Genomic DNA, 13,129 nt, shown 5'->3' on the forward strand with positions numbered 1-13,129 from the left:
GACAACGAGTCATAGACTCACCAAAACTGTCCACTTTTCAGGCGCCGGAACCGACCAATTTTCGATCGCCGCCGACAGCGGGTAGTTCTTCACGAGATGATCCTGTCGTCATCATGGGTCGGCGTGGCCCAATTCAAGCGAAGACTGAGCCCTCGCTCTACTCGTTTACCGTCCAGGCCAACACACCGTCCCGCCGCGGCATACGGTCATGTTTGCCGGTGACCGGCCCGGCTTGCCTAGGGATTGGCTTACGACCGACCTCGGGCGTGTGCGCTCACCGGAGACCGGCACGTGGTAGCGGTGGTAGGCCGCACCGCTGCTGGTTCTCGGACATCTTCAGAACTCCCGTACGGTGAGCAGGTTGTCTCCATGGCAAGCGTCCGGTTCTACCGAGCCCGTCTCGCGGAATCCGAGTTTCTCCAGGACCCGCCTCGACGCGACGTTCCAGGCCCAGACCGTCGCCCACAACCGCGGGTAGCCCGCCTCTCCCACCCAGGTGACAACGGCCCGCCCTGCCTCGGTCGCGTAACCGCGGCCTTGAGCTTCGCGCAGCAGCTCGTAGGCAAGCTCAGGTTCGTCCGGCGACCCGCTGCCATGAAAGACCACCCCGCAGTATCCGATGACGTCAGCCGCCTCCTTCCGCTCGACCGCCAAGATCCCTGGCCCCGGCGCCGCTCGCTCCGCGCGCACCTGCGCGGCGACGTCCTCCACGGTCGGTCGGCCCTCGGGATCAATCCTGCGGTGGGGCGGCACCCGGGGATCCCGCTCGGTCCACAACTGCCGGTAGATGCCAGCCTCGTCCACCCGGCGAGGCCGAAGGACGAGCCGATCGGTCTCCAAGGTGTCCAGGGCGGGCACGGGGGACATGCCCGCATTGTGCCAGCGTCAGCGGACCCGTCCGGGAGCCTCACGCGAGGGCAACGACGTGGCCCCCGACCGCATCGCTGCTGGTCAGGGGCCTGGTCGTCTGTCTCAACACAGAGCGCGCCCGAAGGGATTCGAACCCCTAACCTTCTGATCCGTAGTCAGATGCTCTATCCGTTGAGCTACGGGCGCACGTCGCGCGGCCTGAGCACACGCGCCAAGGGCAGACTCTACCGGCAACCGCGCCCCGCGTGAAATCCGCGTCAGGCGACCGTCGACCCCCGCGGTAGGGACACTCCGACACGTGCGGATTTGTTTGGAATGTGGGGTTGTCGTTCAGTCCTTCCCGAAGGAGCCGGGATTCCCGACAGATCCGCTACGCTTTGTGATCTGCATCACAGACCTGGTCTGCTCGCCCGGATGCCCGAGCCGGTCCCGACGCGTACGTTGAAGGAATCAGCGCGTTCACCATGTGGACATCCTCTCGGAGTGAGTGTCCAGGTGACGCACACCACGACCGCGCGTCGTCGCGCGAAGGGACGGCTCACATCCTCATGACGACCGACACCGCAGCAACCGGCACCCACCCGCCCGCCCCGGCCAGCGATGGCGGCACGAGCCACGCCGGACTCGCCGCATGGGTGGACCGGGTTGCCGCTCTGACGACCCCCGACCGGATCCACTGGGTGACCGGGTCGGAACAGGAGTGGACCGAGCTGACCGACCAGTTGGTGGCGGCCGGCACCTACACCAAGCTGGACGAGACGAAGAAGCCCAACAGCTTCCACTGCGCCTCCGACCCCAGCGACGTGGCCCGCGTCGAGGGCCGCACGTTCATCTGCTCGGAGCAGGAGAAGGACGCCGGCCCGACGAACAACTGGATGGCGCCGGACGAGATGAAGGCGACGCTGACGCCGCTCTTCCAGGGCTCGATGAAGGGCCGCACCATGTACGTCATCCCCTTCGTCATGGGGCACCTGGACGCCGAGGACCCCAAGTTCGGCGTCGAGGTGACGGACTCGGCATACGTCGTCACGTCCATGCGGGTGATGGCGCGCTGCGGCGCCACGGTGCTCGCGAAGATGGAGGAGATCGACGCGGACTTCGTCGAGTGCCTGCACTCGGTCGGCGAGCCCCTCGAGGAGGGGCAGGCAGACGTCCCGTGGCCGTGCAACGACACGAAGTACATCGTGCACTTCCCCGACGAACGCGCGATCTGGTCCTACGGATCCGGCTACGGCGGCAACGCGCTGCTGGGCAAGAAGTGCTACGCGCTGCGCATCGCCTCGGTCATGGCGCGCGACGAGGGCTGGCTGGCGGAGCACATGCTCATCCTCAAGCTCACCTCCCCGGAGCAGAAGACCTACTACGTCTGCGCCGCCTTCCCGAGCGCCTGCGGCAAGACCAACCTGGCCATGCTCGAACCGTCGATCTCCGGCTGGAAGGTGGAGACCCTGGGCGACGACATCGCCTGGATGCGCTTCGGGGAGGACGGCCGGCTGTATGCCGTGAATCCGGAATTCGGCTTCTTCGGCGTCGCTCCGGGCACCAATGAGAAGACCAACCCCAACGCGATGCGCACCCTGGAGAAGGGCAACTCGGTCTTCACCAACGTCGCGCTGACCGACGACGGCGACGTGTGGTGGGAAGGCATGGAGAACGAGCCGGCCCACGCAACCTCGTGGAAGGGTGAGGACTGGACCCCGGACATGGCGAAGCAGGATCCGCCGGTCCTCTCCAGCCACCCGAACAGCCGCTACTGCACGCCGATCGAGCAGTGCCCGATCCTCGCGCCCGAGTACAACGACCCGCGCGGCGTACCGATCTCGGCGATCTTCTTCGGCGGCCGGCGCAAGACGACGATCCCGCTGGTCACCGAGTCGCGCGACTGGGTGCACGGCACCTTCATGGGCGCCACCCTGTCCTCCGAGACGACGGCGGCCGCGACCGGGAAGGTCGGTGTCGTGCGCCGCGACCCGATGGCGATGCTGCCGTTCATCGGCTACAACGCGGGGGACTACCTCGCCCACTGGGTCGAGATGGGCAAGCAGCACGACGCCGCGGCACTGCCGAAGATCTTCCACGTCAACTGGTTCCGCCGCGATGACGACGGGTCGTTCCTCTGGCCGGGCTTCGGCGAGAACTCACGGGTCCTGAAGTGGGCGATCGAGCGGATCGAGGGCACGGCCGATGCGGTCGAAACGCCGATCGGGCACGTGCCGACACCGGAGTCGCTCGACACCGACGGCCTCGACCTCACCGACCAGGCACTGGCCAAGGCCCTCGAGGTCGACCTCGAGGAGTGGAAGGACGAGATCCCGCAGATCCAGGAGTGGTTCGAGAAGTTCGGTGAGCAGCTGCCGACCCAGCTGTGGACCGAGCTCGACTCGCTCAAGGCGAGGCTGGAACAGGGCTGAGGCACCCGTCATACCCCACTGACGTCCCCGGCGGCGGTGGCGAGTCGCGTGCGCTCGGCCACGACTCGCCACCTGCCGGGGCACCACGCCACCTCAGGTCACTACGCTCAACTCAGCCGGCGGTCGGTGCGGACCAGGATGACGCCGACCGTCACGAGCAGGCCGCCGAGCAGCTGCACGACGGTGGGCAGCTCTGACAGCAGCAGCCACGCCCACAGCACGGCGAAGAGCACCTCCGTCAGACCGACGAAGGACGCCACCCGCGAGCCGAGCCGCTGCACGCCCAGGATGCCGGTGAGGTAGGCGGCCGCCGTCGAGACGAGCACGAGCACCAGTGCGGGCACCAGCCAGCTGGTGGGGTGGCCGAGCACGAGGGTCGGCGCGGTGGAGGCGTGCACCGGAAGCAGTCCGAGCAGTGCGACGACCCCCATCGCCACGAAGCCGACGACGCAACCTCCTGCCGCCATCACCACGGGGTGCAGCTCGTCGCCGGCGCGGGCGGACAGCTGGTAGTAGCAGGCGAGGCAGAGCGCGGCGAACAGGCCCCAGGCCATCCCCTGCAGGTCGACCTGGACGCCGCCGAAGACGTCGATGACGAAGGTGAGGCCGACCAGCGCGACCGCGGCGCCGACCAGTGAGGCCGGCGAGGGCCGGCTCCCGGTGCGCCACCACACGAAGCCCAGCAGCAGCACCGGAGCGAGATACTCCAACAGCATGGCGACGCCGACGGACAGGGTCTGCACGGCGTTGAAGTAACCGAGTTGCACGCCGGCGATGGCGAACACGCCATACAGCGTCATGGTGGTCCAGCCCCGCCGGCTCAGCCGCGACTGCCGCCGGAGGACGAGTGCCGCCGGGATCGCGAGCGCGAGAGCGCCTCCTCCGATCCGCAGCAGCACCACCGCGAGCGGGCTCCACCCGGCCCCGAGCAGCGACTTGGCGATGGGTCCGGAGACGCCGAAGGTGGCGGCGGACGTCAGGGCCATCGCCATGCCGCCGGCGACAGGGGCGCCGAGACCCTCCCGCCCTCGCACGTCCTTCGTCACCGCCGTGGCCATCGCGCACCTCCATCCCGAAGTCATGAGTCAAAGTGATTTACACTCGTGACAGTACGGGATCGCCATCTCAGGAGTCAACGTGCACTTTGCTCATGACACGCAGGAAGCGCTCATTGCGGCAGCGGCGCTGGTCAACACCCGGCTCGGCGGCACGGACCACCTGCGGTCCCAAGCCGACCTGGACGCCTTCATGGTGGACAACCCCTACACGGGGACTCGCTTGCGCACCGAGGCCGAACTCGCCCAGGTCAGGCACATGCGGGAGCAGCTGCGCACGGTCTGGGACACGCCGGACCGTGACGCCGCCGCCGAGGTCGTCAACGAGCTCCTGCGCCAGGTCGACGCCCGCCCCTACCTGACCAAGCACGGCGAGTACGACTGGCACGTCCACGCCACGGAGCCCGACGACCCGCTCGCGCAACGGATCGGCGCCGAGGCCGCGATGGGCTTCGTGGACCTGATCCGCGGCGACGACCTCGACCGCCTCAAGCGGTGCGCTGGCGAGGACTGCGACGCCGTGCTGGTGGACCTGTCCCGCAACCGGTCCCGGCGGTTCTGCGACACGGGCAACTGCGGCAACCGCGCACACGTGGCGGCCTACCGGGCCCGGAAGGCGCACGCGGCCACGGCCTGACTCGCCGCTCGCCGGGCGCTGCTCGCCGGTTTGCCCTCCGGGCCGATCGAACGAGAGAAGGACCCCCGGAATGCGTGGGGGTCCTTCTCTCGTTCGGCGGAGGTGGCGGGATTTGAACCCGCGAGAGGTTTTATCCTCAACCCGCTTAGCAGGCGGGCGCACTAGGCCACTATGCGACACCTCCATGCCCGGTCCGGACACGGCCTGGCCGGTCCCCACGGGCGAGCACAGGCTACCGGCGGCCGACGGGTTCGCCAAAACGGCGCGAACCTTCTGGCACCCTGAAGCGTCTTACGTGGTGGAGCACTCCCGGGGATGATGCGTCATGCTGTCACCCGGGAGTCGTCGCCTGCGCCCTGCAGCAGCGACCCGCTCCCACAACAGACGGTCGATGAGAGGTCTTGGATGTCCTACCTGCCGCGCGACGCGGACGGCGAGCCGGTCGGCACTCGTGGTGAACGCCGGCACGAGCGCCGGCACAGCACCCGCCGCTTCCTGGGCCTGACCGCGCTCGGCACCGTCATCCCCGGAGCCGGCCTGTCGTTCACCAAGCGCCGCACCACCGGGCTGGTCGTGCTGGCTGGCTTCATCGTCGGCCTCGTGGTGCTGCTGGCCAACATCGGGTCCCAGGGCCTCAAGGCCTCGGTCATCGACCTCGCCGTCACCCCTGAGCGACTCGTCTTCCTGACCGTCGCCATCATCGTCTGCGCGCTGATCTGGATCGCGTCGATCGTCCTCACCTCGCACCAGACGGAGCCCCGGGGGATCGAGCCGGCCCAGTCGTGGCTGCTGCGGGGGTTCACCCTGCTGATGTGCCTGGTGGTCCTCGTGCCATCCGTCCAGGCGGTGCGTCTGCTCAGCGTGCACCGCAGCCTGCTCAACACGGTCTTCAAGGGCAAGTCGCCCTCCGAGTCCCACGCCAATCCGCACTACGCCCGCCCGGACGTGCACAACGAGCAGGCCCCGTGGGCCAACACGCCACGGGTCAACATCCTGCTGCTCGGCTCCGACGCCGGGACCGACCGGGTCGGAATCCGCACCGACTCGATGATCATCGCCTCGGTCGACACCAAGAGCGGCAACACCGTCCTGGTCAGCGTCCCCCGCAACCTGCAGGACGTCCCCTTCCCCAAGAACAATCCGCTGCACGAGCTCTACCCCAACGGCTACGACTGCGGCAGCCAGTGCCTGATGAACGCGGTCTGGACCCTCGCCGGCGAGCACCAGAAACTCTTCCCGGGCAACGACAACCCCGGCCTGACCACCACCCAGCAGGTGCTCACCCAGGTCACCGGCCTGCCGATCGACTACACCCTCATCGTCGACCTGCACGGCTTCAGCTCGCTGGTCAACGCCATGGGCGGTGTCAACATCGACGTCAAGGAGCGGCTCCCCATCGGGGGCAAGGTGGAGAACGGCGCGATCGCTCCCGGCAGCATCAAGGGCTGGATCGAACCCGGGAAGCAGCACCTGGACGGTCACCAGGCCCTGTGGTACTCCCGCTCCCGCGCCACGACCGACGACTTCAGCCGGATGCGGCGCCAGCGTTGCATGGTCGGAGCCATCGTCGACCAGGTCAACCCGGTGACCATGGTCGAGAAGTACCCCCGCCTCGCGTCGGTGCTCAAGAAGAACCTGCAGACCGACATCTCGCAGAAGGAGCTCAAGGCCTTCGTCACCCTGGTCGAGCGGATGCAGAAGGGCACGATGAAGAGCCTGGCCTTCACCAACGACAACACCAACACGGTGCACCCCGACTTCGCCAAGATGCACCAACTGGTCCAGAAGGCGATCCACCCGCCGAAGCCGCCCAAGAAGAAGAGCAACGGCCAGGGCAAGGCTGGCTCGACACCCAAGTCGACACCGACGTCGAGCCCGTCACCGACCAAGACGCAGAACCCGGACAGCGCCGTCGACGTCAACCAGGCCTGCTGACCACCGCGCTCGGCGACTCAGCTGGCGGGTGACCCTGACTGCACGGTGAGCTCGCCATCGGCGTAGCGGCGGCGCAGCACCTTCTTGTCGAACTTGCCGACACTCGTCTTGGGCACCTCGTCGATGAACGCCCACCGCTCCGGCACCTGCCAGTGCGCGACCTTGCCCTCGAGGTACTCCCGCAGGGTGGCGACGTCGCAGCTCTCCCCCTCGAGGAGCACGACGGTCGCGAGCGGGCGCTCACCCCACTTGTCATCGGGCACCCCCACGACCGAGGCCTCCGCGACCGCGGGGTGGCCCATCAGGATGTTCTCCAGCTCCACCGACGAGATCCACTCCCCGCCCGACTTGATGACGTCCTTGGACCGGTCGGTCAGGGTGAGGAACCCGTCCGCGGTCAGCGTGCCCACGTCACCGGTGCGCAGCCAGCCGTCGTGGAACTTGGCCGCCGCCTCCGCCCGGTCCGTGTCGGTCGCGGCGGGCCCTTCGTAGTAGCCCGCGGCGATCCACGGCCCGCGCACCTCCAACTCGCCCACGCTCTGCCCGTCCCAGGGCTGCAGCGCGCCGTCCGGCCCCACGAGCCGTCCCTCCACGAAGGGCGCCAAGCGACCCTGGGTATGCCGATAGCGCCAGTAGTCGTCGCCGGTCGCCGCCGCGGGTGCCACCGCAGCTGACCCGAGAGGTGACGTCTCCGTCATACCCCAGGCATGGGTGACCTCGATTCCGTGCCGTTCGTGCATCGCCGCCATCAGCGCAGGCGGACAGGCCGATCCGCCGACCACGACCGAGCGCACCGTCGAGGTGTCGGTCGGGTGCTCGTCGAGGTAGCGCAGCACGTCGGTCCAGATCGTCGGCACCGCCCCGCCGCCGGTGACCTTCTCGGTCTCGATCATCCGCGCCAGCGGCTCGGCCTGCAGGAACCGGTCGGGCAGGATGAGGGACGCCCCGGCGAGCATCGCGACATACGGCAGCCCCCAGGTGTTGGCGTGGAACATCGGCACGATGGCCAGCAACCGGTCACCCTCGCGCACGTCCATCGTGGACGGCATCGCGGCCTGCATCGCGTGCAGCACGTTCGAGCGGTGCGAGTAGGCCACGCCCTTGGGGTTGCCCGTCGTGCCTGAGGTGTAGCACATCGACGAGGCGCAGTTCTCGTCCAGCTCGGGCCACTCGAAGGTGTCCGGCTGCGCGGCGAGCAGCTCGGTCCAGTCGTGCACCGCCTCGATGTGGTCCGGCGCGCCGAGCGCCTCTCGCACCTCGTCGCTGACCGGCCCGTTCACGATGACATGGCGCAGCGTGGTCAGGTGCGGCAGCAGCTTGCCGAACGGCTCGGCCAGGGTGTTGTCGACGATGACGACCTGGTTCTCCGCGTGGTTGGTGACGTAGATGAGCTGCTCGGGGAAGAGCCGGATGTTGAGAGCGTGCAGCACCGCGCCCATCGAGGGCACGGCCAAGTAGGCGGTGAGGTGCTCCGCGTTGTTCCACATGAAGGTCGCCACCCGCTGGTCGCCGTCGATTCCGAGCCCGCGCAGCGCATGGGCCAGCTGCGCCGACATGGTGCCGATCTCGGCATACGAGGTGCGGCGGGGTCCGTCCGCGGTCCAGGTGACCGCCTCCTGGTCGGCGTGCAGCGTCGTGCCGGTGACGAGCAAGCGAGAAATGAGCAACGGAGTGGTCTGCATGGTGCTCTTCATGACGGGAGCCTGTCACGAACTCGGCCCCCACGGGAGGGGTCCGCCCAAGTCATGGGGGCGGACGTCCGAGGGATATCGAGGAGCCCGCCCTGTTCCGCATGAGGTTGGATGGGCTCATGAGTCGACGCGTTGCCCTTTCCGCGACCCTGGCCGGCGTCCTGGTCGCGGGAGCTGCTGGGGGAACCGTGCTGTGGAAGCAGCAGTCGGAGCAGGACCGCCTGGATCAGGGAGCCCGGGCGGCGGCCCAGTCCTTCGCCAGCGCCTGGTCGTCCCGGCAGCCGGACCAGGCGCGGTATGCCGGGTCGTCGCCGACGGCGGTCGAGGCCAACTTCGCGACGGCGACGGCCGCCCTGGGCAAGGCCCCTGTCAAGGTCGCCGTCCAGTCGGTCGACCGCACCGGCGACAGGGGCACCGCCGTGCTGGGCGTCTCGTGGACCCTGCAGAAGGGCGTCACCTGGAGCTACGTCGACCGGGTGCAGCTGACCCGGCAGGGCGAGCAGTGGGCGGTGCTGATCGGCGACGGTTCGCTGTGGCACCCCAAGCTGACCGCGAACGGCGCGTTCTCGGTGCAGCAGGACCCCGGCACGCGCGGTGAGGTGCTGGGCCGAGGCGGCAAGCCGATCATGGCCAACGCGAAGGTGCACGACATCGTGCTCGACCCGGTCAACGCGGACGCCTCGTCGGCCAAGGCGCTCGCGGGCGTCGTCGGGGTCTCCGAGAGCTCCCTGGTCGACAACCTGCGCGCGGCCCACAAGGCGGGCGCCAGGGGCCCGATCCCGGTGATCACCTACCGCGAGTCCGACTACTCCTCCCGCAAGAGCCAGCTGGGCGCGATCAAGGGAGTCCTCGCGCTCTCACGCACCCAGCCGCTCGCCCCGACCAGGACCTTCGGCCAGCCGCTGCTCGGCAGCTTCGGCCCGGTCACCGCGGAGATGGTCAAGAAGGACCCCACGCGCTATCGCGCCGGAGGGTATGCCGGCACCAGCGGCCTGCAGGGCACCTACGACGCGGTCATGGCACCCACCCCGGGCTTCACGGTCACACCCGAAGGTCATCCGGACACCGTGCTGTTCGAGCGCAAGGCCAAGGACGGCGAGCCTCTCGAGCTGACCCTCGACGCGAAGACGCAGGCGGCGGCCGAGACGGCGCTCGCCGGCACCGGCTCGGTGCCCTCGGCGCTGGTGGCCGTCGACGTCCGGACCGGCAACCTGCTCGCGGTCGCCAACTCCCCTGCGGTCGGCTTCGATCGCGCGCTGACCGGCCACTACGCGCCGGGTTCGACGCTCAAGGTGGCCACGACATACTCGCTGCTCTCGCACGGGCTCAAGCCGACCACGACAGTGAACTGCCCGAAGACGACCGTCGTGAACGGCCTGGAGGTCAAGAACTACGAGGACGAGTCCTATGGCGCCGTGCCGTTCTCGACCGACTTCGCGCACTCGTGCAACACCGCCTTCGTCGCCCTCTCCGAGGGCATGGCCGACACCGACCTGCACGAGGCTGCGGGCCAGCTCGGGATCGGCGGCGACTGGGCCGAGCACCTCGGGGTCCCGAACGCGTATGCCGGGTCGGTGCCGGTCGCCGACGGTGAGACCGACAAGGCGGCGTCGGCCTTCGGCCAGGGCCGGACGCTGACGTCGCCGCTGTCCCTGGCAGTGATGGCCGGCTCGGTGGCGCGCGGCTCCTTCGTGCCACCCACCCTGATCACCTCACCCGCGGCGAAGGGCGCGAGGCACGACGCGACGCCGCTGGACGGCACGGTCGTCAAGCAGCTGCACGCCCTCATGCGCGAGGTGGTGACCGACGGCACCGCACCGGTCCTCGCGAGCGTGCCCGGCGCCCCGGTCTACGCCAAGACGGGCACCGCGGAGCACGACAGCTCCGGCAAGGACCCCACCTGCTGGATCGTGGGCTGGCAGGGCGACGTCGCCTTCGCCGTGCTGGTCGAGAAGGGCGTTGACGGCGGCACCACCGCCGGACCCGTCGCCAAGGCGTTCCTCGGGAACCTGAACTGAGCGCTACGGCGAGAAGCCCCCGCAGCGATGACAGCGGCACTGCCGCCAAAGAGCTGCGGCAGACCACTGTGTGCCATGATCGCGTGGTCCGCTCCGAGGCCAGGGATGTCATGAACGAACCACGCGAGCTGCCCGCCGATCGCTACGTCGACCGCCGCGACACCGAGGACGACCTCCTCGGGTCCGACACCTATGAACCGGTGCGTGCCGACGACGTCGACCCACGGTCGTTGCCCCGGCCCGAGGGTTACGCCTTGCCTCCCGAGCGACCCCGCGGCGCCGGAGCGTCGTTGATGATCGCCGGGATGTGCGTGGTGGCTGCCGTGGTCCTCTCGTGGACCTGGTGGTCGACACTCGAGCAGCCGCAGACGTGGACCTCCGGCCTGTTCCTCTGGAGCGCGGCCGCGGTGGCGCTGTTCGCCCTGGGACTGCTCTTCTGGGCGGTGGACGGCGTGCGCCTGCTTGCTCCCCTTGCGGTCCTGATCGGCATCGGCATGCTGTGGACCACCTGCAGCGACATGCTGACCACGTTTGCCGGGACGGCGAGCGGCGACCTCCCGCATGGCGTCATCACCGCGAAAACGACCGCGCTGTGGGGACTGCAGCTGTTGGCCGGCATCCTGACCATCGGCGGCGCCACCGTCGAGATCGGCGGCCCGATCCGGCGCTGACGGCGCGTCCGGGGAATTCCGCGGTTCGCAGCGCCGGGATAGGGTCGCAGTCTCCTCACCACCTGGAGGTGCCTGTGTCCACCTACGCCGTTGCCGTCGTCCAGGCCGGTTCCGAGTTGTTCGACACGCCGCGCACGATGGACAAGGCCGTCCGCCTGGTCAACGAGGCCGCCGGTCAGGGCGCGCAGCTCGTCGTGCTGCCCGAGGCCTTCATCGGTGGCTACCCCAAGGGCCTGGACTTCGGGGTCCGGATCGGGATGCGCAGCGACGCCGGACGCGATGAGTTCCGCCGCTACCACGACGGCGCCATCACCGTCCCCGGCCCGGAGACGGAGCGCCTCGGCGAGCTGGCCGGCCAGTTGTCGATCCATCTGATCGCCGGCGTGATCGAGCGGGACGGGGGGACGCTCTACTGCACCGCCGTGTTTCTCGGCCCCGACGGCTCGCTCCTCGGCAAGCACCGAAAGCTGATGCCGACCGCGGCGGAGCGGGTGATCTGGGGCACCGGTGACGGGTCCACCATGCCCGTCTTCGCCGCCGACGAGGTGCGGTTCGGCGCCGCGATCTGCTGGGAGAACTACATGCCGCTCTACCGGACGGCCATGTACGACAAGCGGATCGACCTGTGGTGCGCACCCACCGTCGACGAGCGCGAGACGTGGCAGGCGACGATGCGCCACATCGCGCTCGAGGGCCGATGCTTCGTGCTGAGCGCGTGCCAGTACCTCACCCGCGCCAACCTCCCGACCGACGTGCACCCCGCGCAGGGCGACGACCCCGACACCGTGCTCATCGCTGGGGGCTCCGTGATCGTCGGTCCGCTCGGCGACGTCCTGGCCGGGCCGCTGCGGGGGCAGGAGGGCATCCTCCGAGCTGATCTCGACCTGGATGATCTCGCCCGCGCACGGTTCGACTTCGACGCGGTGGGGCACTACGCCCGGCCCGACGTGTTCACCCTGCACGTCAACGAGACCCGGCAGCGCGCCGTCGACACGGGCCGCTGAGCGCCCGGACCGCTCGCCCTTGCCCCCCGGCAAGCCAGGACGGCGGTCAGAACAGCGTGTAGCCGCCGTCTGCCACGAGCACCGTGCCGGTGGTGAACGAGGAAGCGTCGCTGGCAAGGTAGATCAGACTCGGCGCGATCTCCTCGGGCGTCGCATAGCGCTGCATCGGTGCGTCGAGGATCCAGCGTTGCTGGAACTCGGGCCGGTCCACGTCGGCCATCTCCGTCTTGACGTAGCCCGGCGCGAGCGCATTGACCCGTATGCCGTGCGGCGCCCACTCCGCCGCGAGGCTCTTGGTCAGCTGGTGCACCGCGGCCTTGGAGGCGTTGTAGGCCGGTTGCCACTGGGGCCGGTTGACGATCTGCGCCGAGATGCTGCCGACATTGACGATGACGCCTCCGCCACGCGGCACCATCACCCGGGCCACCGCCGTGCTCATGTGCCAGAGGGCGGTGACGTTGAGGTCGAGCACCCGGTGCCAGTCGGCGTCGGTGACCTCGAGTGCCGGCGCGTGCACGCAGACCCCGGCATTGTTGACCAGGACGTCGGGGCCACCGAGGCGGCCCGCCACCCTCTGCACGACCTGCTCGACCTGCTCGGGGTCCGTGACGTCGGCCGCGACCACCAGCGAGCGACGTCCGAGCGCCTCGACCTGCTCCGCCACCTCCTGGCAGGCGGACTCGTCGCGGGCAACCAGGGCCACGTCGGCGCCCGCTTCCGCCAGCGCCAGTGCGAACCCCTTGCCGAGGCCGCGGCTGGCGCCGGTGACCAGCGCGACCCGGTCGCGCAGGGAGAAGACGTCGAGGATGCCCATGGAAGTGCTCCGATCTCGGGGTG

At 69.2% G+C, this 13,129-nt stretch carries 10 protein-coding genes and 2 tRNA genes; 6 read left to right on the forward strand and 6 right to left on the reverse strand.

What is annotated here, in order from left to right; translation table 11 throughout:
• Positions 1 to 336 precede the first annotated feature (336 nt).
• Together FCN22_RS15845 and FCN22_RS15850 are read right to left on the reverse strand one after the other, a co-directional pair.
• The gene (locus tag FCN22_RS15845; RefSeq protein ID WP_137122538.1) at positions 337 to 867 is read right to left on the reverse strand and encodes a GNAT family N-acetyltransferase; all 531 of its coding nucleotides are present in this window, start codon (positions 865 to 867) and stop codon (positions 337 to 339) included.
• 116 nt (positions 868 to 983) lie between these two features.
• Positions 984 to 1,056: transfer RNA gene (locus FCN22_RS15850), tRNA-Arg, on the reverse strand.
• 362 nt (positions 1,057 to 1,418) lie between these two features.
• Between FCN22_RS15850 and FCN22_RS15855 the strand changes: the two genes are divergently transcribed.
• Complete coding sequence (locus FCN22_RS15855; protein ID WP_137122539.1) at positions 1,419 to 3,281, forward strand: phosphoenolpyruvate carboxykinase (GTP); 1,863 nt, start codon at positions 1,419 to 1,421, stop codon at positions 3,279 to 3,281.
• 107 nt (positions 3,282 to 3,388) lie between these two features.
• On the opposite strand, the gene FCN22_RS15860 is transcribed toward FCN22_RS15855, so the two are convergent.
• Positions 3,389 to 4,339, reverse strand: coding sequence for an EamA family transporter (locus FCN22_RS15860; RefSeq protein WP_137122540.1), 951 nt, complete (start codon positions 4,337 to 4,339; stop codon positions 3,389 to 3,391).
• Positions 4,340 to 4,418: 79 nt separating this feature from the next.
• On the opposite strand from FCN22_RS15860, the gene FCN22_RS15865 reads away from it, so the two are divergent.
• Complete coding sequence (locus tag FCN22_RS15865) at positions 4,419 to 4,973, forward strand: CGNR zinc finger domain-containing protein (RefSeq protein WP_137122541.1); 555 nt, start codon at positions 4,419 to 4,421, stop codon at positions 4,971 to 4,973.
• A gap of 97 nt (positions 4,974 to 5,070) precedes the next feature.
• Here the strand turns inward: FCN22_RS15865 and FCN22_RS15870 are convergent.
• Positions 5,071 to 5,157: transfer RNA gene (locus FCN22_RS15870), tRNA-Ser, on the reverse strand.
• Between the two features lie 221 nt (positions 5,158 to 5,378).
• On the opposite strand from FCN22_RS15870, the gene FCN22_RS15875 reads away from it, so the two are divergent.
• Positions 5,379 to 6,908 carry an LCP family protein gene (locus tag FCN22_RS15875; RefSeq protein WP_162308231.1) on the forward strand — a complete coding sequence of 510 codons (1,530 nt, stop codon included), beginning with the start codon at positions 5,379 to 5,381 and terminating at the stop codon, positions 6,906 to 6,908.
• 17 nt (positions 6,909 to 6,925) lie between these two features.
• On the opposite strand, the gene FCN22_RS15880 is transcribed toward FCN22_RS15875, so the two are convergent.
• Positions 6,926 to 8,602: a fatty acid--CoA ligase gene (locus tag FCN22_RS15880; protein WP_137122543.1), complete on the reverse strand. Its 1,677-nt coding sequence runs from the start codon at positions 8,600 to 8,602 to the stop codon at positions 6,926 to 6,928.
• A 116-nt stretch (positions 8,603 to 8,718) separates the two neighbouring features.
• Here FCN22_RS15880 and FCN22_RS15885 point away from each other — a divergent pair, with 116 nt between their 5' ends.
• The 3 genes from FCN22_RS15885 (at position 8,719) to FCN22_RS15895 (ending at position 12,292) form a co-directional block, all read left to right on the forward strand.
• Positions 8,719 to 10,617, forward strand: a complete 1,899-nt coding sequence (locus FCN22_RS15885; RefSeq protein WP_162308232.1) for a penicillin-binding transpeptidase domain-containing protein — start codon at positions 8,719 to 8,721, stop codon at positions 10,615 to 10,617.
• Positions 10,618 to 10,727: 110 nt separating this feature from the next.
• Positions 10,728 to 11,288 (forward strand): hypothetical protein, encoded by a 561-nt coding sequence (locus FCN22_RS15890; RefSeq protein WP_137122545.1) that lies wholly within the window; start codon positions 10,728 to 10,730, stop codon positions 11,286 to 11,288.
• A gap of 74 nt (positions 11,289 to 11,362) precedes the next feature.
• On the forward strand, positions 11,363 to 12,292 hold the full coding sequence (locus tag FCN22_RS15895) for a nitrilase-related carbon-nitrogen hydrolase (protein WP_137122546.1): 930 nt from the start codon (positions 11,363 to 11,365) through the stop codon (positions 12,290 to 12,292).
• A 46-nt stretch (positions 12,293 to 12,338) separates the two neighbouring features.
• On the opposite strand, the gene FCN22_RS15900 is transcribed toward FCN22_RS15895, so the two are convergent.
• On the reverse strand, positions 12,339 to 13,106 hold the full coding sequence (locus tag FCN22_RS15900; RefSeq protein ID WP_137122547.1) for an SDR family NAD(P)-dependent oxidoreductase: 768 nt from the start codon (positions 13,104 to 13,106) through the stop codon (positions 12,339 to 12,341).
• Positions 13,107 to 13,129: the final 23 nt, after the last annotated feature.

Source organism: Segeticoccus rhizosphaerae, assembly GCF_005222685.1.
Taxonomy (GTDB): domain Bacteria; phylum Actinomycetota; class Actinomycetes; order Actinomycetales; family Dermatophilaceae; genus Segeticoccus; species Segeticoccus rhizosphaerae.

Bases quoted from the DNA above. Each gene is read 5' to 3' on its own strand.
- FCN22_RS15845 (WP_137122538.1), bottom strand. From the start codon at position 867: ATGTCCCCCGTGCCCGCCCTGGACACCTTGGAGACCGATCGGCTCGTC.
- FCN22_RS15855 (WP_137122539.1), top strand. From the start codon at position 1,419: ATGACGACCGACACCGCAGCAACCGGCACCCACCCGCCCGCCCCGGCC.
- FCN22_RS15860 (WP_137122540.1), bottom strand. From the start codon at position 4,339: ATGGCCACGGCGGTGACGAAGGACGTGCGAGGGCGGGAGGGTCTCGGC.
- FCN22_RS15875 (WP_162308231.1), top strand. From the start codon at position 5,379: ATGTCCTACCTGCCGCGCGACGCGGACGGCGAGCCGGTCGGCACTCGT.
- FCN22_RS15880 (WP_137122543.1), bottom strand. From the start codon at position 8,602: ATGAAGAGCACCATGCAGACCACTCCGTTGCTCATTTCTCGCTTGCTC.
- FCN22_RS15885 (WP_162308232.1), top strand. From the start codon at position 8,719: ATGAGTCGACGCGTTGCCCTTTCCGCGACCCTGGCCGGCGTCCTGGTC.
- FCN22_RS15890 (WP_137122545.1), top strand. From the start codon at position 10,728: ATGAACGAACCACGCGAGCTGCCCGCCGATCGCTACGTCGACCGCCGC.
- FCN22_RS15900 (WP_137122547.1), bottom strand. From the start codon at position 13,106: ATGGGCATCCTCGACGTCTTCTCCCTGCGCGACCGGGTCGCGCTGGTC.